Genomic DNA, 26,253 nt, shown 5'->3' on the forward strand with positions numbered 1-26,253 from the left:
TCTCTTGAAGTTGACGGCCGATATATACCAATACTTCATAGTGGCTACAACAATTATAACTTTTTATCATCACATAAGCTTCGTCTTACAAATGCTATCTCTTCGGGGATAGTGTTCGATGCGATGTTAATTGTTCCGGAACCTCGCAGAATTATTGAGCGGCCCGATTCAACTGTTGGTTTGGGAAGCGCCCTATCGAGTTATCAAGGACAGGAGCGCCGGGCAATGATCGATCCTTTGGCGGCGCTCACTATTCGACAAAATAGGCTCGATGAGTTGCGGGCTTTCGACTCGCATCCCGGTAGCGGTACCTACTGTCAGATAATTCGACAACTAATTGATCAGCTCCGGCTTCCTCAGCCAAATTACGAACTTGAATTCGAATTCACGTCATTTACATGTGATCTCGCGGCGCGTTTTGCACAGCGAAGTATCGAAACACTGATGGTTTCGAACCAATACATGGTACAAGATCTCTCCAAAATCAGTCGACAAAATACTGGTATTCATCGCCTGTTCAAAAATGAAAAAGCGCCCATCAAATCAAGCGTTATTTTGTTGGGTGACTCGCACTCCAATTCCGCTATAGCACCACATCTATCACATATCTTCGAGCAGGTCAGATTTATTTGGGCATCACGACGGGACGCGTACGAACCATTTAGTGAGGAAATACTTGGCTATGGGAAAGAGGCAGATTATATTGTGGAGGAGATCGCGGAGCGTTTTTTCCTCAATAATTTTTGCTTGCCGATTGAATGACTTTATGGCGTCGAATACCTGTTGATGCCTTGGGTCATCACGGGAACGAGGCTCACTGGAAATCGTTTCGAAGCATTGTAACAGAGGAATTTCGCTTCGCCGTTGCTATGAGGCACCAAGCACCGTTCCATGCTGCTCGGGTGCCTCGCACCGGATCGGTGAGCACGTGTCTGAGCGCCTCGACGTGATGCCGGCGCAGTTCCGGCGCTGGTGATCCGCCGCTCGCGCTACGCTTGCCGCGTCTGCGGGGACGCGATCGTGCAGGCACCCGCGCCCGCGCAGCTTATCGAGGGCGGCCTACCGACCGACGCTCTCGTCGCGCAGGTGCTCGTCTCCAAATAAGCCGATCATCTGCCGCTGTATCGACAGGCGCAGATTTTCGCCCGCCAGGACGTCAGCCTGGATCGCTCGACGCTGGCCGACTAGGTCGGGCGCGCCGCCTTCCTCCTCCGGCCCGTGCACGCGCGGCTGTTGGAGACGCTCAAGCGCTCGGGCAAGCTGTTTGCCGAGGAGACCACGGCACCGGTGCTCGATCCGGGCCGCGGTCGCACCAAGAGCGGCCAGCTTTGGGCGTATGCGCGCGACGACCGGCCCTGGGCGGGACGGATCCGACCGCGTCGCCTACGTCTACGCCCCCGACCGCACGGCTGGACGACCGATCGCGCATCTCTCCGGGTTTGCAGGCGTGCTGCGGGTCGACGGCTATGCGGCCTACGAGAGCTTGGCTAAGGGCGGTGCGGTGCGGCTGGCCTACTGCTGAAACCATGTGCGTCGGCAATTCTATGACCTCGCCGCGGCCTCGCCGATCGCCACGGAGGCGCTGTCGCGCATCGCCGCGCTCTACCGGATCGAGACCGAGATCCGCGGTCGCACGGCCGAAGAGCGACGGGCGGCCCGTCAGGCGCGAAGCCGGCCAGTGGTCGAGGCGCTGAAGGTTTGGCTACGGGAGAAGCTCGGTCTCCTGAGCCGCAAGAGCAACCTGGCGGAGGCGATCCGCTACGCCCTGAGCCGCTGGGCGGGGTTGAGCCTGTACCTGGATGACGGCCGCCTCGAGATCGACTCCAAGACCGTCGAGCGCGCGATCCGGCCATTGGCATTAAATCAGAAGAACGCCCTATTTGCAGGTTCCGACGGCGGGGGCGAGCACTGAGTGGTGGTCGCCTCGTTGATCGAGACCTGCCAGCTCGTCGGCGTCGAGCCGCAGGCCTACCTGGCCGACGTCATCACCCGCATCGTCGACGGCCATCCGCAGCGGCACCTCGGCGAGCTTCTGCCCTGGGCCTACGCGAGCAAACCCACGCTCCGAGCCGTGGCCTGGGAACGCTGCAGCCCTGGCGCATCAGTCAGGACGTGTGAACAGGGTCCGGAACAACGCCGCGGATTGGCACAATTCCTCGTCCGTGAGCACCAGCGGCTTGGGGCGTCCGACTAGATCGACGATGAGCCCTTGCCGTGGAGACGGCCAAGCACAGCCCAATCAAAGCCCTTCCAGGCCCGACGCTCGTCGTCGAGCGTCAGCCACAGAAGGGCGAGCACTGCCTCGTCGATGCGCTTCTCGTCGACCGCCATTCAAACAGATTAGCACGCTGCGCGCAGACCGGGCGTGGTCCTGGCCGATCGGTTACGCTGTTCCTGTTCTTGGTCGGCAAGGGCATCGACTGGATCGTCGGGAAGCTCCGCACCGCCACGAAGGAGGCGATCTAGAGCTGTTCCCGGTCAGGTAGCGACGGCCAAGTCGTTCTCGTAGCCGGCTGCGGCGATGTAGTTGCGGCACTCCTGCAGAGTAAAGCGCGTGAAGGCTTGGCGGATCGCCGCCCAGAGATCCGGGATCGTGCGGGCTGCCGCGCTGCGTAGCAGCGCCTTCAGCTTCGCGAAGGCCTGTTCAATCGGGTTGAAATCAGGGCTGTAGGACGGAAGGTAGAGCAGCCGCGCTCCTGCGGCCTCGATCGCGTCCTGTACGCCGGCGACTTTGTGGGCTGGCAGGTTATCCATGACGACGATGTCGCCCGGCTGCAGCACCGGGACCAAGGTCTCGGTGACGTAGCTGCAAAAGCGCCTGCCGTTCGTGGGACCGTCCAATAGCGCGGTGGCGCACAGCCCACTGGTGCGCGGGGCGGCGGTGATGGTGGTGGTTTTGTAGTGGCCCAACGGGGCTGCGAGCCGGCAGCGCTCACCGCGCGGAGCCCAACCATAGCGGCGCGCCATGTTGGTGGCAGCCGCCGTCTCATCCAGGAACACCAGCCGATCCGGATCGAGCTCGGGCTGCGCCTCGAACCAGGCCTCGCGGGCCGCCCTTACTTCCGCACGCTCCTGCTCAGCTGCGAACGTTGCCCCTTTTTCCAGCTGATCCCGTGGCGGGCAAAGAAGCGTGACAGGCCGCTCGTGCTGGTCTGGACGCCCTGCTCAGCCAGCCGGTCGCGCACCTCGCGCAGGAAAAGACGCGGCTCCTGCCTGGAAATCCTCAGGATCAGCGCGGCATGCGCCTCTATGCGCTTCGAGGTGTGATCGCCGCCCATCGGCTTGGAGGCGAGTTGGCCCTCGTGGCGGAAGCGCTCCGACCAGCGGCTGGCGCTCGACACGCTGACCCCGAAGCGGGCTGAGGCGCGATGGCAGGAGGCACCCGCCACCACGGCAGCCACGACACGCTCGCGCAGGTCCACAGACAGGGGTGAAGGCATGAGCAAGCTCCTTCACCTACCAACGCGCTACCCGCTAACCCGTCTCAAGCGGCGCGGGACCGGCTCTAGCCACTCACAATCGACATGGCCGCGGCCAAGATCGAGATCCGGGGGCTCGAAGAGAAGCTGAGCGCCTTCAAGTCGAGGTGGCGCAGACCTACGTGACCGGCAACGTGATCACCCGCCTCGAACGACGCATCGACGAAATTGCCAAGTTCGTGCGGGACTACATGAACGAGATGCGGGGCGTTATGCTGAAGCCCTTCATGCGACGGCCCGACCGGCCACCGCTTTAAACACTACTTCACACTATTTAAGACGCCCAGGCTTCGGCCGGGGCGTCTTTCGTCTTTTCACAGCCATTTGCCAAGGCCGGCCTTTTGCTTAGAAATTTTTTGGAGCGCCGCTCGGGCGGCACCGGCTTGTTGCTTGAGACCTATAGGTTTGATCTACGTATTGCATCCCTAATGAACTCCTCAGCCGCCGGTATATTTGTGAAGCTCATGCCGCCGAGTTCCGACAGTCTTTCTTCCTCTTTCTCGAAATCAAGGGGGCCAACTGACTGGTGAATTGCAAACGCTTTGTGACGAAACCAAACCAAGTTCCATCCACCAGTACTGCTGATCAAATGAGGGGGCGATATACAACTCATCTTATACACGGATTCAGGATCATTGCAGAAGACTGTATTATCTGAGACAAATTCTGGATGCACAGTTGGGTCAAAATCGACAATTATGGAGCGCATATGTGATTTTTCCATTCTGAGACCATACTTTTCTCCCCAGCTATTTACAAATAAATCTAAATCTTCAGGAAGACAGTTTTCGCCGGCTTTTCGAGCATCTAGAGCGGTGATCTCGACGATTTTCTTGCTGGTAAATTCACACCTGCCGCCCACCGACCATAGCCTCAAGCCAAAATCTGGGTCAGTAAAATCCTTTTTGTACCGGCTGTCGAAGTAACCAAAATTCCTAGCATCAGTCGTTTTCATGAATGAGAAGGCTGGAAAATATATTCCGAAGGCTGTGCCAACATATCCATGATGTAGTCCGAGGCAAAACATGCCTGAGGTATGCGGTGCACGCTTGTGATATGTATCGAGAGCGTGCTCATCCCATCCCTCCAAATAATCACAATCGTCAGCGGTGGGTGTGATGAAGTCGCCCGTCGCTATTTGCGCTGCCGTAGCATGGGCAGCCGCGCAGCCCCGTTTTGCTTTTTCTTGCACCCATATAATCGTCTGATTCGGCTTCATCTCAAAGTCAAACGGCTCGATATTTGGTGTGACTACAATTACCTCGACGGGATTTATAGTCGTATCGCGTATATTTGCGAGCAGCCTGCGAAGATCATCTTGATATATAGAGGGCAACGTAATCGAAATTTTCATAACTGAGCTCTCAGTTGGTTATGACGCGATCGCGATTGGCGTGTGGCGCAATTCACAAGATAACTTGCGCCTCAAATGATCAGAATGGAATTAATTTAGCGGCATATTCGACCATAGATCCGCCAAGCCATGCACAACCGGGAACGGCGACGCAATGTTCTTCCTGTAATTCAATATATCTTTAATATAATCTTTTGCATAAATCATACCGACAACAGTGTTGTCCTGATTTTGTTCATAGAAAATGCCTTCCTTTCCAATAAGATGTTTGATGCCGCGCGCGTAGCGTCGAACCTGATGTTCTGACATTTCGGACATCGAAAGCGTATTGATAACAAGATCAAACTGTACGGCGGACTGATCGCATAGATCGAAAAGATAGTTCGGAAGCAGCGAGAACGATGACGATGGCGAAAATTCGTCCTCGCCATTATATACATCCGGGATGAGGCCGGTCGTTGCTGTAAGATATAGTCCTGAGAAAACCAGAGACTCGGGAAGGTCGCATATTACATACCGAGATTGTGGGTAATGGGCATGGATCGCGCGAGCTAACGCGCCATATCCACCGCCGATCTCCAATATTTGGGGAGGGCGGCCCAACTTCGCGAGCCGGGCGAATACCCCTCCCTCTTCCATCAAGGACAAACGCTCTTGATAGGCGCATGTGTCATGGCTGACGACAACACCTTCCACATCCCAGCCGATCTCGCCGAGCATTCGTGGCGGCGAAAATATATGCTTTGGTCTGTAGGACATGAGGGAGTGCCAATGATGGCACCAATTGTCAGGCGAGCTGCGGTTATCACTCAACCACTTATCATAAGGCTCCGGGACGGGTTCGACGGAATGCGTCCCCGCGCCGTCTTGTAATCGCATGATCTTATATCCGGTAAAACATTGAGACCAAAACCGGAGGGTGTTTATAATTTTGTAGTCACCGGCCTGGACATATTTTGAAGCATGAAAAAAATCTGCCGATCCATCAGAAATCCAGTTTGAGTCGCCGATGCAGAATTTCTCATCAAGCCCTAATTTATGTATTGTCTCTGTCCGACGCTCTATTGTGGAAATAATTCTTTCTCTTAGTAATAGCATTCGTTCGAAAATATATACTGGCAGATCGGCGTTTCGTGAAAGATCTACTAACGTGTATGCCATAATGATATCCTCCGAGATGAGCTTATTTTTTGGGAAGATCGTCATCGCATGTTGTCCAATAATATGACATTGGCAGCTAGCTATTGCTGACTGATGAGATAACATTCGAAACGGCTAGACATTCGACTTCGCATATAGCGTCCCGCGCCAGCCGGATTTTAGTCAAATGCAATCGATGCGGTGTTATTCCTTGTGCCGTAGATTCATATTACTTAGCATTCTCAATGATTACTTTCATGGATCCAATCCTTCGTTTAGCGGTCTAATCGGCATATTGCTAATTTGGCATCGTCGTCTCGTCCTTGCTGATGCATATCCCCTCCTCATTGAATGCCGTGGTTAGTATCGACACTCGGTTCAACCATGTCTCGTATGCTGCTTTTTTGCGGCAATCAGCAGGGCGAGGTAGGTAACGACCGACTTGTGGATCTGCACAGCGCGTTGGTGGCTGAACGCTTGCTTGACTTCTTAATGGTGCAATGAGCGTATGTTGAGCAGCGAGTGCAAATAGCCCTTCTGCTTTTCACTCTCAAGACAGACTGTTCGCGTATAATTTAGACTTGGCTCTGCTTCCTTCCGCTTTGACCCGCCCTGACCGGTTGAGTAGGCTTTATCGAATTCGACTCTTCGGCTCATCGCAAGATGTCAGGCCAGCGCGGACCTCGGTGTTGTGGACGCGCTCCGAAATGCGGGCAAAAATGCTGCCAATGGCTCGGCTAGGACAGGCTGGCTCCGATCCTCGCGGCGATTCATCACCTCGTAGATCCAGCCAGTCATGGCAAACCCCAGTTTGCCGGCCTGTTCGGTGACTTCAGAACGAGTGATTTCCTCGCCCATAGAATTCTCCGTCCGCATTGATCTGCCTCTCTTTACGCCACTTGCTGACCTTTAGCTAAGAGCCTCTCGCAAAACTCCCGCTGCCCTGTTGCGGCCAGAGGGAGACCTCCCGGTGCCCCGGAGTTTTGTGAGGAGCTCTAAATTGCATCAGCCGGCGCGCCGAAGCCGCGTTGCGGGTCGCCTCATCGCTGGTGAGATTGGACGCTCCCCAGCCCGGTACGCAGATCGGGGGCGGGGCCGGGCGAGTGCGGCGCTTGGGGCGTTTTCAAACTCTACTTCATAACGCCCTCAGCGCCCTGGCTTCGACCGATTCGCCACACGAGAGTCCGTCGTACTCAGGTTCTCGGTGTGGCGCCAGCGGTGGTACCCTTGTGAGCCTTGATGCTGCCGGGGCGCTTGTCCCTTCCCCCTGACGCCTCGGCTCGCAGCAGTGCCAGCAGGATCATCCCGAGATGGGCCGCGGTGACGAGGTCGCCCCGGCAAGCGAGCGCCCGCAGTTCATCACGCGGGATCAACACGATCTCGATCTCTTCCGATGGATCTGGAGCTGCTTTTCCTGGGATGACGCCATGGGCCACCACGAAGTGAGTCCGGTTGGCGATACGCGGTGGATCAACGGACAAGATGGCAGCGGCCTCGAAAGTCCCACCGCCGTAGCCAGTCTCCTCGCGTAACTCGCGCGCGGCCGCCATCAGCGGATCTGTCTCGCCGGGGTCTATGCGACCACCGGGCAGTTCGAGAGTCAGTCCACCGTAGGGATGACGGTACTGGCGAACGAGGATCGCTCGGTCGGTCTCGTCGAAAGCTAAGACATGCACCGCGTTGGAGGATTCGATGACATAGTAGGGTGCGACAACCGTGCCGCTCGGCGTGCGACAATCATCAGCGCGCACGCTGATCCAACGATCTTTCAAGACGTAGCGTGAGGCTGTGACGGTCCAGGATCGATCAGTCACGGCGTCCTCATTGCACGATCGATGCCAAGAGAGGATATGCCAAGAGAGGAATAGACCGGCGCAGCGGGCTCTTCGGGCTCAGCCTCTAGGCGCAGCATCAACTGTAATGCCGGCTCGGGCTTCTATGCTGTTGAGACGCTCACGGACCGCAGCGAGGAACGCCGTTACCGTCTCGACTGGGGCGGCCTGGTTCCAATCCTCGCGGCGGCTCATCACGTCGTAGATCCAGCCAGTCATGGCAAACCCCAGTTTGCCTGCCTCTTCGGCAAGTTCGGCACGCGTGATCGTGTCGCTCATCGGATCCTCCATCCGCGCTGATCCACCTTCCTTACGCCACTTGCCAACTGCCGGCTAACCTGGGTCAGCCGGCGCAAATCGAAGCGGAGGATCGAGTACGCTGAGATGATGAAGTGGTTGGGCAGGGCAGCATGGCGGCGTCTCCTGGCGGGACACCACAGCTCAACCATCACACCCGCTTCGTCACCTCGCTGCCCTCGACGCCTCCCGATGAATCAAAGTCGAGCTTAGCTCGCGCGTAGGGTTATAGAGTTCTCCAGGAACCAGCCGTAGGTCTGGCGCAGACCATCCTCCAGGCTAATCTCGGGGCGCCAGCCCATAGCATTGAGCCGGGAGACGTCCATCAGCTTGCGCGGCGCACCTTCGGGCTTCGACGCATCGAACTCCAATCGCCCCTCGTAGCCGATCACCCGCGCCAGCGTGTGCACTAGTTCGCCGATCGTGCAGTCCTGACCCGTACCGACGTTGATGTGCGACAGCGTCGGCCGTGTGTTGTTTGCGTAGACCGCATCGTCCATCCGCATGACGAACACGCTGGCGCGCGCCATGTCGTCCACGTGGAGGAATTCGCGCATCGCCCGGCCCGTGCCCCAGACCGCAACGCTGTCCCGGCCCGCCGCCTTCGCCTCGTGCAGGCGGCGCATCAGCGCGGGGAGCACATGCGCGTTGTCGGGGTGGAAGTTGTCGTTGGGCCCGTACAGGTTGGTCGGCATCACGCTGCGGTAGCGCCGCCCGTACTGGCGGTTGTAGCTCTCGCACATCTTGATGCCGGCGATTTTGGCGATCGCGTAGGGCTCGTTGGTCGGCTCCAGCACGCCGGTCAGCAGCGCGTCTTCGCGCATCGGCTGCTCGGCGAGCTTGGGATAGATGCAGGACGAGCCCAGGAACAGCAACCGGTCGACGCCGCTCGTATGGGCGGCGTGGATGATGTTGGTCTGGATGACGAGGTTGTCGTGGATGAACTCGGCCGGGTAGGTGTTGTTGGCGTGGATGCCGCCGACCTTGGCAGCGGCTAGATAGACTTGGTTGATTCTATTGTCGGCGAAGAACTGGCGCACCGCGGCCTGATCGGTCAGGTCGAGGCTCTGCCGGTTGGCGGTGAGGATGCGCCCGCAGCCCTGTGCCTCCAAGCACCGCACGATCGCCGAGCCTACCATGCCCCGGTGGCCCGCCACGAAGATGGTCTGATCACGATCATTCCTCAGATCATCCATCACGGATCCTTATTCTTATGGCCAGCTATCCAGCATGGCCTTGCTGCGTTCGTTTCAATAGGCTTCTCGCCGAATCACGCGTTTTCTGAGGCGAATGAGGTTGGCAAGGCGTACTGATCGGCGTCGTCGGGTCGGTGCTGCATACCCTCATCCACGGTTCAATGTCTCCGCAAATGCGGGGGCGATCTTTCGAGGCTACGAGACCCCGTTACCATACATAGTGGTGTTGAACTGGGGCCCGATTGAGCACGGTCTCGACGAAGGTCCGCAAGCAGCCGCCCTCGAAGAGAACTCCGTCCACGCCCGCGCTCGCGCCGGCAAGGAGGTCTGTCTGCTTGTCGCCGATGATAAAACTGCGGCCGATATCGACGTTCCACTGCCGGATGAGGTCCAGCAGCATTCCAGGCCGCGGCTTCCTCCAATCGGAATCGCGGCGGTAATTAGCGATCCCAGAAGTCGGATGGTAGGGGCAATAGCGGAACGCGTCGATGAACGCGCCTGTCTCTGCCAGTTCGGATTGCATCCATCGATGCAAGGCGATCACGTCATCTTCGGCGTAGTAGCCGCGTGCGACGCCAGCCTGATTGGTGACGACGAACACGAAATACCCATTCGCATTCAAGAGACGGACCGCCTCCTGTGCGCCCTCAATCCACGCGAACCGATCTCGAGAGCCCACATGGCCAAGATCCTCGTTTAGAACCCCGTCGCGATCGAGGAAGGCTGCTCCCTGGTGAAGGGTCCGCCGCAGTCGCAGGGGGGGGAGGAGCGAGCTACCGGTCGCACCTGCGCCACCTGCAAATGCTCCATCCGCATCGCCGCCGCGTACGAACACGCGAATGACGTGCGGAAGGGACGTTCTTGGATCTCGAATCCGTTGCCGAACGGCTCGCAAAGTCTCCACCAAGTTGACCGAATCCAACGGAACCGCGGAGACCAGGCACAGCGCGCATCTGAACTGGTCCATGAGCAGAGCTGCCAAGTCGGCATCGATTCGGCCTCGGGCCAGAAGCTGATAGCGGACCTGAAAATCTGGGGTGGGCGAGGCTGATCTTACTGTTGTGGGGAAAGCTGATGACCCCGGCGCTTTCACGTCCGTGGCCCGAGTCAGCAGCGCACAGGCTTCAAATCCCTGCCGGGCGACCGCGAGCAGCTGGCGTTCGAGTCCGCCGGCTTCCGGCGTCACTTCTGCAACCCAGAGCGTGTTGGCCTTGAGTTCGGCGATCGGGAGATCGAAAGGGTTCACGCTGCTAAACCAGGACCTGTCGGCGGTGCGGGGCCGGATCATAAGTTCAGGAGAGAAGCGGCTCACGCCGCCTTCCGGCGCTCCGGATAGAGTCCGTACAGCCCCTCGGCGCTCGCGTCACACACGCCGCGCTCGGTGATGATGCCGGTCACCAGCCGGGCCGGCGTCACATCGAAGGCCGGGTTGGCCACTGGGCTGCCCGGCGAGACCACCTCGATCGTGGCGAAGCCGCCATCGGCCAGCCGGCCGGTCATGTGGGTGACCTCGCGCCCGTCGCGCTCCTCGATTGGGATCTCCTTCACGCCGTCCTGCAGCGTCCAGTCGATCGTCGAGAAGGGCAGCGCCGCGTAGAACGGCACGCCGGTGTCGTGGGCGGCCAGCGCCTTCAGGTAGGTGCCGATCTTGTTGCAGACGTCGCCCGAGGCGGTGGTCCGGTCCGAGCCGACGATGCACAGGTCGACCTGCCCGTGCTGCATCAGGTGGCCGCCGGCATTGTCGGCGATCACCGTGTGGGGCACGCCGTGGCCGTGCAGCTCGAAGGCGGTCAGCGCCGCGCCCTGGCTGCGCGGGCGGGTCTCGTCGACCAGCACGTGGACCGGCACGCCCTGTTCGTGGGCGGCGTAGATCGGGGCCAGCGCCGTGCCCCAATCCACCGTGGCCAGCCAGCCGGCGTTGCAGTGGGTCAGCACGGTGACGGGCCTGTCGTCACCCTTGGCCCTGTGCAGGTCGGCGATGATCCGGCCGCCATGGGCGCCAATCGCACGGCAGCTCGCGACATCTTCCTCGGCGATGCGACCGGCTTCCGCGAAGGCGCGGGCGAAGCGCGCGTCGGGCGCCACCTGCCGCAGGTTGGCGGCGACCCGGTCCAGCGCCCAGCGCAGGTTGATCGCGGTCGGCCGCGTGGCGGCGAGCGTGGCCACCGCCCGGTCGAGCCCGTCCGGGGAGGCATCCGCCCGCATGGCGAGTGCCAGCCCGTAGGCCGCGGTGACGCCGATCAGCGGCGCGCCGCGCACCACCATGGTGCGGATCGCCACGGCGGCGTCGTCCAGCGTGGCGAGGCGCTTCAGCTCGAACGCGAAGGGCAGACGCGTCTGGTCGATCACCTGGACGCCCACCCCATCGGGGTCCGGGAAGATCGTGCGGTAGGGTTGGCCGTCGATGTTCAACGCTGTTGCCTCGCTCTCATCGCTCCGTCGACCCGCAGCGTTGCAGGCGTCGTGTTGGGATACGCACCGGACGCGGTCTTACTTCTTGCGCGCGAAGATCATCTGAGTGCATTGCGGAATATTTGTGATCTTCTGGGCGGTCACTCTGAGGTATTGCGATACGAACTTGTGAAATTCGTCGGTTGTCCATTCGCGGATGTGGCTCGGATTGGCCGGCGGCCCGAGGCGTGGAGACATCTTGCGCTCGGCCAGCAATTCCAGGGCCGGTGTCGAGATGACGAAGAACTCGGCTGGCGAATCCGCGAAGGCCTGAAGGAGCGCGCCCGGGTCGGGCAGATGCTCGATGACATCCGACGTGATGATCATTTCTGCGTCTCGGAGGCTATGGACCAATTCCTCGCCGCTCCGCCACTCGCGATCCGGGTACTGCGCGCGAACGTGCGAGAGCGACGGTTCGATCTCGATTCCGATGGTGGTCGGCGCGGGGAAATACTTGACCAGCTTGAAGCCGGAGCCGCACCCGAAATCCGTGATGCGTCGATAGCCCCGGTCCCGGAAGTGGGCGTAGGCCTCCGCATAAACCTCGTTCTGCCACTCGTCCCGAAAGGTGCGATCATCGAAATGCGTCGGCTCGCTTTGGGCGGTGTACTCAGCGAGCGTGCCGTATTCGGTGTAGGTGGGTTCTGACATCAATGGTCTCTCTCTCGTCGCGCGCGCCGGAGCGCGCAGGCGTGATGGCGGCCCCTGCGCGATCCAGTCAAAGCCCCGGATTGTCATGATACGCCTGGCGATGTCGGGCGTTCGGCCAGGCTGGGCCCTGTTGCCGGGAGGGGGCGCCTCGGCCGGGAGGCGGTGCGTCGGCTCGCGGCGCCACACCTGCTCCCTGAAGGTTCGGCCTTCACGAGCCGAGCACCCGCCCCGCGACGGCGTCGAGCTTGGCGAGCAGCGCGGCGTCGCGGACGGCGGGCGCCGTCATGATCGCCCCGTCGAGCGCCCGGTGCGAGCCGGCCGGACAGGGCTCGCGCTCCGCCGGGAAATCCCGGGCGAACCGCGCTACGAGCCGGGCCGCCTTGTCGGCGTTGGCCCGCGCTACCGCCACCACGGCCGCCACGTCCACGGCGTCGTGGCCGGGGTGCCAGCAATCGTAGTCGGTCACCATGGCGATCGTCGCGTAGGTGATCTCGGCCTCGCGGGCGAGCTTGGCCTCGGGCATGTTCGTCATGCCGATCACGTCGAAACCCTGCGCCTTGTAGGCCCGGGATTCGGCGAGCGAGGAGAATTGAGGCCCGTCCATGCAGACGTAGGTGCCGCCGCGATGGACCGGGATGTCCTCTGACCTCGCCGCGGCGGCGATCCGCGCCTGGAGGCCGGGCCCGACCGGATGGGCCACCGACACATGCGCGACGCAGCCGTCGCCGAAGAACGATGAAGCGCGCCCATGGGTGCGGTCGACGAACTGATCGACCAGCACGAACAGACCGGGGGGCAGCTCCTCGCGGAACGAGCCGCAGGCGGAGAGCGAGACCAGATCGGTGACGCCGGCGCGCTTCATTGCGTCGATATTGGCGCGGTAGTTAATGCCGGCGGGCAAGAAGCGGTGGCCGCGGCCGTGGCGGGCCAGGAACACGATCTTGGTGTCGCCGATCCGCCCGATGCGCAAGGCATCCGAGGGTTCGCCCCAGGGGGAGGCGACGCGTTCCTCGCGGACATCCTCGAGCCCCGGCAGGTCGTAGATGCCGGAGCCACCCATCACACCCAGTACCGCTGCCGTCACCACCGCTCCTTCCGTCGTTCCTTCTGTCGTACCATCGACCCGCTGCGAGCCTCGGCTCGCAGCGGCGTCCTGGCCGGTGCGCTCGGGGCTGTCTCAGACGTTGCCGTGGACCGTGTTCTTCAACATGGTGAAGCCCTTGATCAACTCGGTGATCCCGGCATCCATGCTGACCGACGGCGCGTAGCCCGTGGCCTCGAGCTTCGCATTCGAGACGATGTAGTTGCGCTGATCGGGATCCTTGCCGACGTTCGCCTCGACGAAGTAGAAATCCTCGATCTGCTTCTTGATCAGGCTGCACAGTTCGAGCTTGGAGAGATTGGCTTCCGAGAGGCCGACATTGAAAATCTGCCCGCGCATGGCGTCGAAATTGTCGAGCGCATGCAGGAAGGCGCGGGACACGTCACGGACGTGGATGTAGTTCCGCTTGAAGTGCCCCTCGAACAGGACGATGAACCGGTCGTTGAAGGCCCGGTACGTGAAATCGTTGACGAGCAGATCGAGGCGCATGCGCGGCGACATGCCGAACACCGTCGCGAGGCGATAGCTGACGGCGTTGCCACGCTCCATCAGCCGGCTCTCGATCTCGACCTTGTCGATCGCGTATTTCGAGATCGGCCGAAGCGGAGACTCCTCCGTGCACTCGTTGCGCTCGTCGCCGGTCCCGTAGGCGCTGTTCGTCGTCGGCATCAGCACCGTCTGCTCGGCCGAGAGCATCTCGAGCATCATGACGATCGCGTCGCGGTTGATCGTCTGCGCGCCGATCGGATCGGCCTTGCACATCGGTGCCCCGACATAGGCGGCCAGGGGAATGATGACGTCGGCCTTCTTGAGGAGCGGTGCCATCGTGTCCCGGAGGCGGATATCGCCCCGGACCACGTGAAACTTCGGATGATGACAGACGTGGTGGAGCGAGGCCTGCCGGAACATGAAATTGTCCAGCACCGTCACGGTGTGGCCGGCGTCGAGCAGCATCGGGACCAAGGTGGATCCGATATAGCCCGCCCCACCGGTGACCAGGATGTTGTGAGACATCGTACTTCCCAATCGATAACGATCTAGAGCGCTCTCCGCCGAAGTGCATACCGGTTCGGCGGATGAGAGCGCGTTAAAGCGAAGGTTTAGAGCCGTGCCCGATTGCAACGCGATCGGGCACGGCTCGAGATCAGATTGCGTTGATCAGCCCGACGATCTCGGTCACTTCCTCGGGCTTCAGGTCCGGGAAGTTGCCGAGATAGTAGCCGAAGAAGTGAACGTGCTCGGTTTCGGGGTATTCGAGCCAGCTCCCCTCGGGCACGATGGTCCGCAGATACGGTTGCCGGACCTGATTGCCGCCGCCCGCGCTTCCACGGCGGAACTCGATGCCCTGCGCGCGCATCCCGCTCATGAGGCGGTTGGCATAGTCACGGTCCGGCTCGCGCTGGATCAGGTTGAACGCGTAGTTCGAGCTGCCCTCGGTCTTGAAGTCCGTGCGGAACCGGGCTGCATCGATGCCGTCGAGGAAGCGCAGGAAATTGTCTGTGCGGCGCGCGTTGTTGGCATCGAGACGCCGCAGCTGGTGACGCCCGAGGATGCCGCCAATCTCGGTGTTGCGGGTGTTGTAGGCCGCGAACATGAAGATGAAATCGGGGTTCAGCTCCGGATTGCTCGCGATGACCGACTGCCGGTAATCGTCGTCGCCCACCTCCCGCAGCATGCCGTGCGAGCGCAGCATCCGGGCCGCCCGATGCACCTCGATGTCGTTGGTGCAGATCATCCCCCCTTCGATCGTGCTCATGTGGTGCGCGTAGTAGAAGGAGAAGTTCGAGATCCAGCCGTAGCTGCCGAGCCGCCGGCCGGCATGGGTGGCGCCGTGCGACTCGCAGACATCCTCGATCAACGGGATGTCCCGCTGCGCGAGTTCGTCGATCAGCCGGTCGGTCAGGCCGTCGAAGCCCTGCGCGTGCGTGATGAAGACGGCCCGGGTCCGGTCGGTCAGCTTGGCCAGAACCGCGTCGGTGCTCATCGAGAGCGTGCGTGGATCGATGTCGACGAAGACCGGCGTGAAGCCGTTCTGCAGCACCGACGCGATGTCGGAGATCCACGTCAGGGTCGGGACGATCACCTCACCGCCGTCCGGGTGGCGGTTCTTGAGGATTGCCATGGTCAGGAGGTTCGCCGAGGCGCCCGAATTGACGAAGGTGCTGTACCGCACCCCGACCCATTCCGACCACTCGTCCTCGAAGGTGCGGACCTCGGGGCCGTGGGTCAGCTTCGGATCGTCCTGCTGCAGGTGCGCGATGACGGCGTCGAGATCGGCGCGGCTGAAGTTGTTGCGCATCAGCGGGTATTTCACCGGGTCGCTCCTGTCTTTTCCATCACCGCGCTCACGATCGCCCGAATGCAGGATTCGTCGTCGAGGCCCGCCTCGCGGTGCAATTCCGCCCGCGATCCAAGCTCGAACCCGTAGGCCGGCGGCACGCCCATGGGGAGGTACGGGCTCGCGATGGCCCGCTCCCGCAGCAGGCCCTGCATGACGGCATCGAGCCCGCCCCGGCCGGTGAAGCCCTCTTCCAGCGAGACGATGACGTCCCGGTCCCGGAGATGGGCCGCAAGGTGATCCTGGTCGAAGCGGGAGAGGTCCCACAAATCGTCGACCGTGCAGCTGATACCCCGTTCCTCCAAGCCCCGGGCGACGGCGATCGCCGTGTGGGACATGAAGCCCGTCGACACCAGGGCGACCCGGCCGGCCTCGCCGTGCAGCCGCCGCAGGCCCGTCCCGTCCAGGTGCCCCTCGGCGAGCACCGGCAGAACCTGCGCATCGAGGCGCAGATAGCGTATGCCCGGCTCATGGCAGAGCTCGAACAGATCGCCGGCGGAGACATGGTCGGATGGCGAGAGCACGCGCACGTTGGGGAGCGTGCGCATGATCGAGATATCTTCGTAGCATTGATGGGTCGGGCCGGAGACCACGTAGCTGTAGCCGGCCCCGACACCCACGAGGCTGACGCTCATCGGACGGACCTGCGAGAGGAGACACAGGTTGACCCGGGTCTGCTCGAAGCAGCGCATCGTGATGAACGGCGCGATCGCGTAGGCGAAGACGTTGAAGCCCTCGAGGGCCAGTCCGGCCGAGACGTTGATCAGGCCCTGTTCGGCGATGCCCACGTTGATGAAACGGCTGCCGTGCCGCGACCGGATCGCGTCGATCACGGGCGAGCCGAAATCGGCGGTCACGAGGAAGAGCGACGGGTCGCTGTCCATCCGGCCCAGCAGGCGGGTCAGGAACGCGTCTCGCATCGCGAGAGGCTTGCTGGTCATAGCTCCTCCAGGAGTTGGGACAGGATCTCCGGCTTGAGCGCCATGACGTGGCTGAGGGAGGCGTTCTCGATCCCCGGCATGCCCCGGCCCTTGATCGTCCGGGCGATGGCCGCCTTGGGCCGCCCCGCGTGACGGTCCTTCATTGCCGCCAGCACGCCGTACACCGCGTTTACGTCGTGCCCGTCCTCGATGACCTCCGCGTCCCACCCGAAGGCCCGGAGGCGGGCCGCGAGATCGCCGTGCCCAATGATGTTGCGCGTGTGATCGAGCATCGCGGTGGCGTTGTCGTCGATCACGAGGTTCAGGTTGTCGAGGCCGTGATGGCCCGCGAACATGACGGCTTCCCAGTTCGAGCCCTCATGCATCTCGCCGTCGCCGCAGATCACGAAGACGTTGCGCGACTGTCCGGCACGGACGCTCCCGATCGCCATGCCCGAACCGACACCGAGCCCGTGGCCAAGCGAGCCGTTGACCGTCTCGTAGCCAGGGATGACCGGATCCGGGATGCCGCCGAGGAAGCCACCCCGATGGCAGACCCGCATCAGTTCCTCCGCCGGGAAGAAGCCGAGATCCGCGAGGATCGGATACATGCAGATGGAGCCGTGGCCCTTGCTAATAATGCACCGGTCGCGCTCCGGGGCATAAGGATTCTCGGGATCGAACTTCAGGATGCCGCCATAGTAGAGGGCTACGAAGATCTCGATCGGCGACAGGGACGATGCGATCCGCGTCTCGGGCGCCCTCTGATGGATCGCGAGCGTTTCACGCCAGACCCAGCGCGCCCTCTCGCGCAATGCAGCGAGATCGTTCTGCATGTGCAATCAGCCTTCCTACGTGCGTGAAACGGGGTGACTCACTGACGGAGCGCGGTGTGCCGCTCTCCGCGATGCCGTTGGGGGTTTGAGCCTCTCGGAGCCGGCGGTGCCCACCGCCCGGGCCAGCACAACCCGCAACGGCTGATCGCCTCGGCCCTGCTTCAATCGCCAAGCAGCTTCCGGCGCAGCTTCACTTGGCTCATGTCCTCGACATTGCGACGCTGCTCGGGCCCGAAACGGTTTCCGACGAGGGCCAGATAATCCGGGTTCGTGAAGTACGTCTGCCAAGCGGCATCGCGGAACTTCAGCACGTCGGCGGCGCTGCAGTACTTCGTCGCCAGCGGCTCGGATTCGTAGGACAGGAACGCGTAGGCTTCGTAGCTCGACGGAAGCTCCCAGCCGAGCTTGCGCGCCTGAGAGTAGAGCGGGCTCCCCGGCAGCGCCTGGCACGGATACATGTTAGCCATCTCTGTGTTGAGTTCCAGCGCCAGATCCAGCGTCTCCTGCATAGTTTCGTGCGTATCTTCAGGAAATCCGAAGATATAATTACTTATTATGTTGATGTCGGAGTCTCGGACCGTTTTGCAGACGTCGCGAATGTTGATGTCCTGGAACGATCCCTTCGAGACTTCCTGCCGAACGGTCTGGTTTCCGGCCTCGACACCGAGGGCCAGCCAGTTGATGCCGGCCCGCTTGAACAGATCCAGGCGATCCTGCCGGACGGTGTCGATGCGGGAATACGCCCACATGTTGAGCTTGATTCCGCGGTCGATGATGCCTTCGAGCAGCGGGTTGTAGTAACGACGGTTCAGGAAGAACATCTCATCGCTGAGCCGGAGCGTTTCCACCCCCATCTTCGCCAGCTTCTCGATCTCCCCCAGCATGAAGTCTGCGCTCCAGAAGCGCATACCCCGGGAGGAGGACGCATCCGAGTCCTCGGAGCCGTCCATGCGATTGACGACGTTGATCATGCAGAAGTTGCACGCAAACTGGCAGCCCAGCGACGTGTAGATCGCCGCGAAGGGGGTGCGCTGCGCGTGGTCGAAGCCCGCGTGCCAGAAATGCGCGCGGTAGAGATCGAGCGGCTGCTCCCTGTAGGGCAGGAGATCCCAGGCATAACCCGGAAGATCGTGATCCATCCGTTCCGACGGGACGGTGGCGTGCGGCGGGGTCATTAGCCCCTTCCCCCCCTCCGGCTTGTAGCCAATGCCGCGCACGCGCGGCAGATCGTCGGAGAGATTCGAGCGCAGCAGATCGCGTAGCGCGTAGACACCCTCACCGAGCAGCACGATATCGACGAAGGGAAGCGCCAGGACCTCATAGGGAAGCGCACTGGTGTGGGAACCCACGAAGGCGATCGGACGGGTCGGGGCATCGGTCTTGGCCGCGGCCGCGAGCCGGCCCGCGCCGATCATGCTCGTGGTCCCCGAGTTCGGGTTCTGGCCGTATACGCAGAACAGCAGCAGGCGCGGATCGGCGTCTTCGATTCGGCGTAACGATTCCTCCAAGGTCAGGCGTTCAGCGTCGCAATCCAAGATGCCGACGCCGAATCCGGCGCTCCGGCACGATTGCGCCAACAGCAGAGCCCAGGTCGGCGGCTCAACCGCAGAATAAACGTGAGCGAGATCCTGATAGGCCTGCGCCGAGGAGTCCGGATTGACAATAAGAACATCTAAACGCCGGGGCATTGCATCGCTCTGATCTTGCCGTCGTTTCAATGAGGAGTCGTAGCGGCTGCGCAACTCGTGCCGCGGAGGTTGTGGTTGGCAGCCTCTTGTGGTTTGAATGTGGCGGCCGCAACTGCCCACCGGCCTCGTCGGGCTGGTCATGTGCGGTTGCCCGGGGGGGGGGGCGTCCGGCGTCGGTTCGAGATCGGCCTCGATCCGTTCCTCGTGCCGGGTCTTGGACGCAAAAGCCGATTGACCGGTCCGGAGCGGTACTCTTGTGCTCGTAACGGGCCACGTATAGCAATTTCGATATCAGCCGGCGCGGAATACAGGTGGATCGAACCAGCGGTCAGGCCGCATTCCGACGACAACTGCGCGGCGCGGATCGAATCCTTCGGAAAGCGACGCGGCCGCCCCTCCCCTACATCATACCATCACGGAAGTCTGGCACGCATGGAAGCCCGCCGCCACGTCGCGCTGAAGGAGTCGATCCGCTCGATTCCCGATTATCCGAAGCCCGGCATCGTCTTCCGCGACATCACCACCCTGCTGAGCGACCCGCGGGCGTTCCGGCGGGCGGTGGACGCGCTGGTCCACCCCTACGCGGGCGGGCAGATCCAGCAGGTCGCCGGCATCGAGGCGCGGGGCTTCATCCTGGGCGGCGCCATCGCGCACCAGCTGTCCTCGGGCTTCGTGCCGATCCGCAAGAAGGGCAAGCTCCCGCACAAGACCGTCTCGATCGCCTACGCGCTGGAATACGGCACCGACGAGATCGAGATCCACGTCGATGCCGTGAAGCCCGGCGACAAGGTGCTGCTGGTCGACGACCTGATCGCCACCGGCGGCACGGCCACCGCGGCCGTGAACCTGCTGCAGAAGATCGGCGCCGAGATCGTGGCGGCCTGCTTCGTGATCGACCTGCCTGAGATCGGCGGCGCACAACGCCTGCGCGACATGGGCGTCGAGGTGCGCACGCTCATGCAATTCGAGGGTCATTGAGAAAGGTCGCGACCGGCGCCCGACGCAGTCCTGAAATTACCTTGCCGCCTGCCTTCGTCTAGCCGTGTGACAGCGTCTCCGACTTCGAAAAATCTGACCGGGGAACCCCATCCTTGCGACGCACCCTCGTACCCTGGAACACAGATTCGTACCGCCGCGTCGGCGGCTTCGATCCCGCCTTTCGCAGATGGATGCTGAGCCAACGCGAGCTGCAGTTCTTCAAACCCGACTTGCCCGACGCCAGGGCTTCAGATGCGATTGCCGCACAGGGGCCGAGTGGCAGCCCGTTCTTTCCGCTGTCCCGCACAGACCTCAATGTCATCGCCGATCACGCAGCGGATCTGGAACTGCACCATAGCGTTCTGTTAGCCAGCTTCGAACGCCCCTTCATCCTGCTATTGGACAACATTACGCGGACCTTCGAATGTCTTCTCGGCAGGCCTCCAGCGCTCAACGACCTGGAAAATCTAACACACCGCATCAATGATATTCTGATGCTGCCAATATGCGAGGCGATCCATATCCGATCCCACGCCCTGGCGAACGATTTCCTCAGAATATTCACACACCGCAACATCGAGTCGAAGCTCCATGTTTGGGACACGTTCATTCCGCGGCAGATGGCAAGCCGGCATCGGAAAGAAGGGGCGGAAAAAATCATCGTTTTCGATCGGCGAACCGATCCGTCAAGGCTGGACAGTTCCGGTCTGAGCATACCAGAGCGACTGGCCTTCGATTTCATCAGAGAAGTGCAACGCACGAACGGAGATTGTCAGGTCTATTGGGCTCGACCGAGCGGATTTGTCGGTCCGTCGATGCTTCAGGCTGTGCCCGATATTCGGGGATTGCGGATGTTGAAGCCGCGCATCGGGCCAGCAGAACTGCAGAATCTATTCGCCATCGGCCACGTTTTCCTCCATCTCACGGCCGAAATTGATGATTTCGTCTGTGAAGAAGCCGTCAATCACGGGTGCCGCGTCGTCCATCTGGATGGACCCTGGGCGGCCGGAATGAAAGCCTTCTGGGGTGTTCCCCTCCCAATCGCGGCACACTTCATTCAAGCGTCTGACGAACTCGGACGCCTACCCGCCATCTATGAGCCAGCGAAATTGGCCGACCTGTCCAGCGCTGTCCAAGGCTCGGCCGTCGACGCATTCACACAATGTTCGGCGATCTTCATGGACGACGCCAGGGTGCCTCAAGGACTGGACTTCGCCGGGGCGGTCGTTTCCGGCCCCCGTATGACATTTCCCCAGCCGGCCGGGGGGCACCTCCCCAACGGGACTGCCGTGGTTGCGGCGGATTTCAAGTTTCTCGGCGATTGGGTGGAGGAACACCGCGTTGCGGCAAAACTCCTGTGTTCCAACGGTGCAAGCATCGCGCTGTCGGACGCCAATTCGGCCCCGTCGAAAGGCACGGATCTCGCCGCTCGAAGCTTGTTGTTCAGCGACGTCAGTGCAGCCCTGACCAATGCTTTTGCGCCGGAACGGGCGCAACGTACACTGTCTCAGCAGCAACTGACGGATTTCTTGCCGTCGTTAGGAATTGAACGGCTCAACGTCTACGACGTCGCGTTTCCATCGGGAACGACGCTATTGGCCGAAGCCGCGATGGAACGAGGATTCTATCAATTCGAAATTGATGTCTTGGTCAATGATGTGAATCTCGAACGTGGTTTGCTCCACGAAAGAGTCTCATCCAGCCCTGGGGACAGATCTGAAGCGGTCGTGAGGCCGGAATTGATCTTCACGTTGAATGATCAAATGGTTCAGGCCCAACGGCTTGAGGCATCGTCGATCGGCCGTAGCTGTTACACTCTGACGGTGCCAGCGGCCTCGAAGCTCGCCGTTTATGTCTCCACGCCTCGCCGTGCGCGGATTTTCATGTCCTACCCGCGCCTTTTCAGTCCCGAAGACATCATTATTCCAAAGCTTAACTGCGAGCTTCCCTATCACAGATCCACAGCCTGGCGATTTGTGCCCTCTTCTCCCGCGGTACATGGGCGACTGCGAACATCGATCAACATGATGAATGACAATATCAATGTCGAATTCATGCATTACCGCGTCGAAGGCCTCGGCGGCGCGCCGTGCATGTCGGCAAGAAGGCGCTTCTTATCGTTTGATCGACGGCGGACCGAGACCCGGGCCTCCATCGAGATCCGTCTGCAAGGATCATCTTGGCATTTGATCTGCGGTGTCGTGGCGAGCCAGTCGCGAGCGGCAAGCGCCATGCTGCCGCAAGGCAAGCGGGACTTCGGCGACTTTCGTCCGCAGGGGCTGTGATGCGGATGATGGGGGATTCGCCGATAATGTATTCGGTTCATTTGGTGACATTCCATCAATCGATCATGGGGATCAACGATCAGATCTTGTTTTTGCGGCTGCTATTCGCGTACAAAAAAGTCCCATTCTCAATTGGCGGCGAGTTTCGTTCGGATGCTCTCAACCTGATGATCGAGGCGTTTGATCCCAAAGTCTGCGAGAGGATCGGGGAATTTCATGCGCGAACAGGAAAGCGGATTGCGATCATTGCCACGGAGCATCTCGATTACCGAAATGGAACGCCGTTTCTTTACAATGAGAATCTCTGGGCTGGGGAAACGGTCGGTGATTACATAGATCAGTCCACATCCATCGGGCGATTTGCCGGCCTGCTCGAGGCTTCAAAGTATGCGACCGCGCTGATAGCGCTCGGGGATTTGCCCCGGCTGAACGGCGTTCAGTCGCTGTTGCCAAGGCAGCATATCGTTCATCTGCCCTTTCCACCGCTCAAGATCGACCAAGCTTTGGCTCGATCACGGATCCCGGCACGATGTGATGCGATCTTTACAGGGTCTATCACGCAGCTGCGGCGCGATGTGCTGGCGGTCCTGGAGAAGGAGATTTCGATCAGGGTTATTGGGCTAGCGAACAATCAGTTGTCACGCGCTAAATCCTACCTCTCTGCAAGCCTTGCTTTAAATATACCGCAATATTCCAACTGGATCTGGTCAAGCCCGATGCGTATCTTGTATGGGTTGTCATTGGGCCGGCTGACTATGTCGGTTCTGTTGGAGCCGGGCAGTGCGATTGACGCTTACTCGATCATCAATCAAAGTTTCTCCCTGAAGGCGATCAAGCTTATCTTGGAAGACAATTTCGCGATGAGAACGGCGTCGACGATCGAGACTTATCAGGCTTTCGCTGAATCGCAGATCCGTACGGTTCCCGATGAGTTTTTTGCGTCTTGGGCTGAGCTTGAGCGTGTCGGCTCGCGCGCATGATGCATCATCGTCAAGCCGTGATGCGGAGTTTTCGACGGCATGGCGGTGGGTGTATACCTGACTCCCGCGGGCCCGAACGCGAACAGGATCGAGCCTCGGCCGACCCGCCTATCCCGCGACCAGGGCGCCCTCGAGCGTCGGGCCGGTTCATAACCTCCCGGCAGCGCTTCCATTCAACCAGCGGCCAGGGATCGATCCCGGCAACGGTCATTCGCTAAAGGCGATCTGCTCAATTCTCTCGCATAGGTAGTGATAGTAGCAGATATGAACCTGCTGGATGATCGGGGTCGAGGCCGCGGGAACATCGAGAAGGACGTCCGAGACGGCTGCGATCTTTCCGCCTCCGCGACCGGTCAAGCCAATGGTCGTCATGCCCATCTCGCGCGCCACCTCGAACGCGCGGATGACATTCGCTGAATTGCCGCTCGTGCTCAGTCCAAGCAGGACGCCGCCTGCTTGCCCATATGCCTCCACCTGCCGTGAGAAGACCGTTTCAAAGCTGTAATCGTTGGACCATGCCGTGAGAACCGCGGGATTGCTGGACAGGCAAATCGCACGCAGGGCGCGCCGCTCCTTCAGGAAACGTCCGACCAACTCCCCGGTGATGTGCATGGCGTCGGACGCCGATCCACCGTTGCCGCAGATCAGGAAGGAGTGGCCTGTCTGGAGGCTCTCGGCAACCGTCGCCGCCGCCCGCTCGAACAAGGCTGGATCGACGTGGGACGCTGCCCGTTCGAGAGCCTGGGCCCCTGTCATCAGCGAAGACCTGATATCGCCGGCCATCGGTTCCTCGGTTCGTTGCATCGCGCTCTCTACTCGCTCGACTCAAGAATTGTTTTACCCCGCCGCGCCGTACCGACAGCGACAGAACCGATCCTCGGAGGGATGTAGCCCTGTGCGACGATTGTCAGCGCCTCTGACGCATCCGTCAGGCGGCCCAGCTGCGCCCCTTGACGCGTGACCGGAATCCATCGGGTTCGAACAACATGACGCGGCTACCATCGAAGTCGACATCGATATCGACTTCGATGAGGTTGCTCAGCCGGGCGCGCAACGCCTCGCGCTTCTCAGGCTCAACGAAGAACAGCAGGAATCCACCCCCTCCCGCTCCGAGCAGCTTGCCTCCGATGGCCCCCGCATCGCGCCCGGCGGCATAGATGTCATCGATGGCCGGCGTGGCAACGGACGCCGAGAGGCTGCGCTTGAGCTTCCAGCCCTCATGAAGAAGATGGCCGACTTCGCTGATCGGGGTGTTCAGATTGCAGATGATACTTTGCGCCTCGGATACCATCTCGTACATCGTCGACAATTCTTGATGCTTCGACGGGATCGCTCGTATGCTCTCCTTAGCAACGTCTGATGAGAAGCGGCTGAAGCCCGTGAAGTAGAGCACAAGATGGCTCATCAGGTTTTCGAGGCGGGCGCGTGGCACGATCAGGGGCATCACGGTGAAGCGATCCGCGCCGAATTCGATCCGATTGAAGCCGCCATGGGCGGCCCAGACCTGGTCTTGGAGGCCCACGTTTTCCGCCAGCAACCGTTGCTCGACATGAATGGCTTCCTTGGCGAGCTGATCCTTCGTGCATGACTGCCCACGGAGCGCGTGCAGCGCGTTGAGAAGGCCTACGGTAAACGATGAACTCGAACCGAGACCCGATCGCGCAGGTAGATCGCCGTCATGATGGATTTCCAAGCCTTCCCGGAAGTCGAACTCTCCGAGCGCCGCCCGTACGACCGGGTGCCCGATCTCGCTGGCATCCTGAACCGTTTCGATGCGGGAGTAGACGACGCGATGCTTGTACTCAAAGAACGGCGGTAGATGACGCAGAGTGATGTAGCAGTAGCGATCGATGGCAAAGCCGAGGACTGCCCCGCCATGCTCGTTGCACCAAGCGGGGTAATCGGTGCCCCCTCCGAAGAGCGAGACCCGAAACGGCGTTCGCGTGATGATCATCTGGTTACCTCAGGTCAGGTGCATCTGATATCAAGAAACTTGTGAGTAAGCTTCCGGTATTCCGAAGTCGAAAAACGTGTCTTTCAGAATGAATGGTCTGACACGATGATCGAAGGCTCTGGGCATGAAATCGCTTTCCAATGACATCGCGTCTGTATCGACCAAAGCTCGCAACGCTTCTTTGGAAAACATGTACAATCCCGCATTCACTAGCGATGTGGTCGCAGTGGTGCTTTTCTCGTGGAAGGTTTTGATAGATCCGTCGGAATCGAGCAGGATGGATCCAAACCTGTCGGTCCGCTCGACATGCGCGCAGGCGACCGTGATGTAGGCGTTCTCTCGGCGATGCTGAATCAGCATGGCGTCGAGATCTGCATCGCAGATCGTGTCGCCGTTCATGACCAGTACAGGATCGCTCTGGAAATGTGCCGCCGCATGACGGAGTGCGCCGGCCGTGCCCAGCGGATGGGGCTCTATGACCGTCTCAATCTGGAGATTGATCCGTCCCGCGCCGTTGAGATGCGCCTTGACGGCTTCGGCGCCGACACCCAGGCCGAGAATGATGCGGTGCAATCCCTGTGCCTGTAAGCGCAGGAGGAGAAGATCCAGAAAGGGTGTGCCGCGAATAGGTGCCAGGATTTTCGGGATGTCACCCAGGACCGACTTGATGCGTGTTCCCCTTCCGCCGGCCAATACGTACGCGTCAACGCTGGATATTGCATCGGCCATCTGCATGTCTCATCGTACGGTTCCAGGTCACACGAATTTGATG

The 26,253-nt window shown here is 60.7% G+C and carries 25 protein-coding genes and 2 pseudogenes; 7 read left to right on the forward strand and 20 right to left on the reverse strand.

Annotated features, from left to right (window positions below; genetic code table 11):
* Positions 1–111 precede the first annotated feature (111 nt).
* Together OXS49_RS08455 and OXS49_RS08460 are read left to right on the forward strand one after the other, a co-directional pair.
* Complete coding sequence (locus OXS49_RS08455) at positions 112–762, forward strand: hypothetical protein (protein WP_267423466.1); 651 nt, start codon at positions 112–114, stop codon at positions 760–762.
* Between the two features lie 118 nt (positions 763–880).
* Positions 881–2,077 (forward strand): annotated as a pseudogene (locus OXS49_RS08460) (IS66 family transposase); the annotation flags it as partial.
* A 24-nt stretch (positions 2,078–2,101) separates the two neighbouring features.
* Here OXS49_RS08460 and OXS49_RS08465 read toward each other — a convergent pair.
* Positions 2,102–2,298: pseudogene (locus OXS49_RS08465) on the reverse strand (DUF6429 family protein).
* Between OXS49_RS08465 and OXS49_RS33600 the strand changes: the two are divergent.
* A complete protein-coding gene (locus OXS49_RS33600) occupies positions 2,215–2,466 on the forward strand; it encodes a hypothetical protein (RefSeq protein WP_267423551.1) in 252 nt (83 codons plus the stop codon). The pseudogene OXS49_RS08465 and the gene OXS49_RS33600 sit on opposite strands and share 84 nt — an antisense overlap.
* Positions 2,467–2,478: 12 nt before the next feature.
* On the opposite strand, the gene OXS49_RS08475 is transcribed toward OXS49_RS33600, so the two are convergent.
* Positions 2,479–3,440 (reverse strand): IS630 family transposase gene (locus tag OXS49_RS08475; RefSeq protein ID WP_267423467.1). Its coding sequence is split into 2 segments (ribosomal slippage): positions 2,479–3,092 and positions 3,092–3,440, totalling 963 coding nucleotides; the frame shifts between segments, so codons are not numbered across the junction.
* Positions 3,441–3,586: 146 nt separating this feature from the next.
* On the opposite strand from OXS49_RS08475, the gene OXS49_RS08480 reads away from it, so the two are divergent.
* Positions 3,587–3,736, forward strand: a complete 150-nt coding sequence (locus OXS49_RS08480; protein WP_267423469.1) for a hypothetical protein — start codon at positions 3,587–3,589, stop codon at positions 3,734–3,736.
* Between the two features lie 140 nt (positions 3,737–3,876).
* On the opposite strand, the gene OXS49_RS08485 is transcribed toward OXS49_RS08480, so the two are convergent.
* From OXS49_RS08485 to OXS49_RS08555, 15 genes are all read right to left on the reverse strand, one after another.
* Entirely contained in the window at positions 3,877–4,833 is a 957-nt protein-coding gene (locus OXS49_RS08485; protein ID WP_267423471.1) for a glycosyltransferase family A protein, read from the reverse strand.
* 90 nt (positions 4,834–4,923) lie between these two features.
* Positions 4,924–6,039, reverse strand: a complete 1,116-nt coding sequence (locus OXS49_RS08490; RefSeq protein WP_267423473.1) for a putative sugar O-methyltransferase — start codon at positions 6,037–6,039, stop codon at positions 4,924–4,926.
* 600 nt (positions 6,040–6,639) lie between these two features.
* Entirely contained in the window at positions 6,640–6,831 is a 192-nt protein-coding gene (locus OXS49_RS08495) for a hypothetical protein (protein ID WP_267423475.1), read from the reverse strand.
* 335 nt (positions 6,832–7,166) lie between these two features.
* Positions 7,167–7,787 (reverse strand): NUDIX hydrolase, encoded by a 621-nt coding sequence (locus tag OXS49_RS08500; RefSeq protein WP_267423477.1) that lies wholly within the window; start codon positions 7,785–7,787, stop codon positions 7,167–7,169.
* 78 nt (positions 7,788–7,865) lie between these two features.
* A complete protein-coding gene (locus OXS49_RS08505) occupies positions 7,866–8,084 on the reverse strand; it encodes a hypothetical protein (RefSeq protein WP_267423479.1) in 219 nt (72 codons plus the stop codon).
* A gap of 227 nt (positions 8,085–8,311) precedes the next feature.
* Positions 8,312–9,298 carry a GDP-L-fucose synthase gene (locus tag OXS49_RS08510; RefSeq protein ID WP_267423481.1) on the reverse strand — a complete coding sequence of 329 codons (987 nt, stop codon included), beginning with the start codon at positions 9,296–9,298 and terminating at the stop codon, positions 8,312–8,314.
* A 208-nt stretch (positions 9,299–9,506) separates the two neighbouring features.
* Positions 9,507–10,610 (reverse strand): HAD family hydrolase, encoded by a 1,104-nt coding sequence (locus tag OXS49_RS33605; protein ID WP_346016937.1) that lies wholly within the window; start codon positions 10,608–10,610, stop codon positions 9,507–9,509.
* A complete protein-coding gene (mtnA, locus tag OXS49_RS08520; RefSeq protein WP_267423483.1) occupies positions 10,607–11,710 on the reverse strand; it encodes an S-methyl-5-thioribose-1-phosphate isomerase in 1,104 nt (367 codons plus the stop codon). The genes OXS49_RS33605 and mtnA overlap by 4 nt, the downstream gene beginning before the upstream one ends.
* Before the next feature lie 78 nt (positions 11,711–11,788).
* On the reverse strand, positions 11,789–12,487 hold the full coding sequence (locus tag OXS49_RS08525) for a methyltransferase domain-containing protein (RefSeq protein WP_267423485.1): 699 nt from the start codon (positions 12,485–12,487) through the stop codon (positions 11,789–11,791).
* 121 nt (positions 12,488–12,608) lie between these two features.
* Entirely contained in the window at positions 12,609–13,484 is an 876-nt protein-coding gene (locus OXS49_RS08530; RefSeq protein ID WP_267423488.1) for an S-methyl-5'-thioadenosine phosphorylase, read from the reverse strand.
* 93 nt (positions 13,485–13,577) lie between these two features.
* Positions 13,578–14,516, reverse strand: a complete 939-nt coding sequence (locus OXS49_RS08535; protein WP_267423490.1) for an NAD-dependent epimerase/dehydratase — start codon at positions 14,514–14,516, stop codon at positions 13,578–13,580.
* A gap of 130 nt (positions 14,517–14,646) precedes the next feature.
* Positions 14,647–15,816 carry a DegT/DnrJ/EryC1/StrS aminotransferase family protein gene (locus OXS49_RS08540; protein ID WP_267423492.1) on the reverse strand — a complete coding sequence of 390 codons (1,170 nt, stop codon included), beginning with the start codon at positions 15,814–15,816 and terminating at the stop codon, positions 14,647–14,649.
* On the reverse strand, positions 15,813–16,781 hold the full coding sequence (locus OXS49_RS08545; protein ID WP_267423494.1) for a transketolase C-terminal domain-containing protein: 969 nt from the start codon (positions 16,779–16,781) through the stop codon (positions 15,813–15,815). The genes OXS49_RS08540 and OXS49_RS08545 overlap by 4 nt, the downstream gene beginning before the upstream one ends.
* Positions 16,778–17,596 carry a 1-deoxy-D-xylulose-5-phosphate synthase N-terminal domain-containing protein gene (locus OXS49_RS08550; protein ID WP_267423496.1) on the reverse strand — a complete coding sequence of 273 codons (819 nt, stop codon included), beginning with the start codon at positions 17,594–17,596 and terminating at the stop codon, positions 16,778–16,780. The genes OXS49_RS08545 and OXS49_RS08550 overlap by 4 nt, the downstream gene beginning before the upstream one ends.
* A 161-nt stretch (positions 17,597–17,757) precedes the next feature.
* On the reverse strand, positions 17,758–19,425 hold the full coding sequence (locus OXS49_RS08555; protein ID WP_267423498.1) for a radical SAM protein: 1,668 nt from the start codon (positions 19,423–19,425) through the stop codon (positions 17,758–17,760).
* Positions 19,426–19,716: 291 nt separating this feature from the next.
* Here OXS49_RS08555 and OXS49_RS08560 point away from each other — a divergent pair, with 291 nt between their 5' ends.
* The 3 genes from OXS49_RS08560 (at position 19,717) to OXS49_RS08570 (ending at position 23,527) form a co-directional block, all read left to right on the forward strand.
* Positions 19,717–20,262 carry an adenine phosphoribosyltransferase gene (locus tag OXS49_RS08560; protein WP_267423500.1) on the forward strand — a complete coding sequence of 182 codons (546 nt, stop codon included), beginning with the start codon at positions 19,717–19,719 and terminating at the stop codon, positions 20,260–20,262.
* A 113-nt stretch (positions 20,263–20,375) separates the two neighbouring features.
* The gene (locus OXS49_RS08565) at positions 20,376–22,547 is read left to right on the forward strand and encodes a hypothetical protein (RefSeq protein WP_267423502.1); all 2,172 of its coding nucleotides are present in this window, start codon (positions 20,376–20,378) and stop codon (positions 22,545–22,547) included.
* Between the two features lie 26 nt (positions 22,548–22,573).
* Positions 22,574–23,527 (forward strand): hypothetical protein, encoded by a 954-nt coding sequence (locus OXS49_RS08570; protein ID WP_267423504.1) that lies wholly within the window; start codon positions 22,574–22,576, stop codon positions 23,525–23,527.
* Positions 23,528–23,734: 207 nt separating this feature from the next.
* Here the strand turns inward: OXS49_RS08570 and OXS49_RS08575 are convergent, their stop codons facing one another.
* From OXS49_RS08575 to OXS49_RS08585, 3 genes are all read right to left on the reverse strand, one after another.
* Entirely contained in the window at positions 23,735–24,283 is a 549-nt protein-coding gene (locus tag OXS49_RS08575; RefSeq protein WP_267423550.1) for an SIS domain-containing protein, read from the reverse strand.
* 172 nt (positions 24,284–24,455) lie between these two features.
* Positions 24,456–25,481 (reverse strand): hypothetical protein, encoded by a 1,026-nt coding sequence (locus OXS49_RS08580; RefSeq protein WP_267423506.1) that lies wholly within the window; start codon positions 25,479–25,481, stop codon positions 24,456–24,458.
* A 30-nt stretch (positions 25,482–25,511) separates the two neighbouring features.
* Positions 25,512–26,216, reverse strand: a complete 705-nt coding sequence (locus tag OXS49_RS08585; RefSeq protein ID WP_267423508.1) for a sugar phosphate nucleotidyltransferase — start codon at positions 26,214–26,216, stop codon at positions 25,512–25,514.
* Positions 26,217–26,253 lie beyond the last annotated feature (37 nt).

Source organism: Methylobacterium sp. GC_Met_2 (genome assembly GCF_026540795.1).
In the GTDB taxonomy this organism is placed as follows: Bacteria; Pseudomonadota; Alphaproteobacteria; order Rhizobiales; family Beijerinckiaceae; genus Methylobacterium.

Excerpts from the sequence above, each read along its gene's own strand:
- OXS49_RS08485 (WP_267423471.1), bottom strand. The coding sequence starts at position 4,833 with ATGAAAATTTCGATTACGTTGCCCTCTATATATCAAGATGATCTTCGC.
- OXS49_RS08490 (WP_267423473.1), bottom strand. The coding sequence starts at position 6,039 with ATGACGATCTTCCCAAAAAATAAGCTCATCTCGGAGGATATCATTATG.
- OXS49_RS08495 (WP_267423475.1), bottom strand. The coding sequence starts at position 6,831 with ATGGGCGAGGAAATCACTCGTTCTGAAGTCACCGAACAGGCCGGCAAA.
- OXS49_RS08505 (WP_267423479.1), bottom strand. The coding sequence starts at position 8,084 with ATGAGCGACACGATCACGCGTGCCGAACTTGCCGAAGAGGCAGGCAAA.
- OXS49_RS08510 (WP_267423481.1), bottom strand. The coding sequence starts at position 9,298 with ATGGATGATCTGAGGAATGATCGTGATCAGACCATCTTCGTGGCGGGC.
- OXS49_RS08525 (WP_267423485.1), bottom strand. The coding sequence starts at position 12,487 with ATGACAATCCGGGGCTTTGACTGGATCGCGCAGGGGCCGCCATCACGC.
- OXS49_RS08535 (WP_267423490.1), bottom strand. The coding sequence starts at position 14,516 with ATGTCTCACAACATCCTGGTCACCGGTGGGGCGGGCTATATCGGATCC.
- OXS49_RS08545 (WP_267423494.1), bottom strand. The coding sequence starts at position 16,781 with ATGACCAGCAAGCCTCTCGCGATGCGAGACGCGTTCCTGACCCGCCTG.
- OXS49_RS08550 (WP_267423496.1), bottom strand. The coding sequence starts at position 17,596 with ATGCAGAACGATCTCGCTGCATTGCGCGAGAGGGCGCGCTGGGTCTGG.
- OXS49_RS08555 (WP_267423498.1), bottom strand. The coding sequence starts at position 19,425 with ATGACCAGCCCGACGAGGCCGGTGGGCAGTTGCGGCCGCCACATTCAA.
- OXS49_RS08560 (WP_267423500.1), top strand. The coding sequence starts at position 19,717 with ATGGAAGCCCGCCGCCACGTCGCGCTGAAGGAGTCGATCCGCTCGATT.
- OXS49_RS08570 (WP_267423504.1), top strand. The coding sequence starts at position 22,574 with ATGTATTCGGTTCATTTGGTGACATTCCATCAATCGATCATGGGGATC.
- OXS49_RS08575 (WP_267423550.1), bottom strand. The coding sequence starts at position 24,283 with ATGACAGGGGCCCAGGCTCTCGAACGGGCAGCGTCCCACGTCGATCCA.
- OXS49_RS08580 (WP_267423506.1), bottom strand. The coding sequence starts at position 25,481 with ATGATCATCACGCGAACGCCGTTTCGGGTCTCGCTCTTCGGAGGGGGC.
- OXS49_RS08585 (WP_267423508.1), bottom strand. The coding sequence starts at position 26,216 with ATGCAGATGGCCGATGCAATATCCAGCGTTGACGCGTACGTATTGGCC.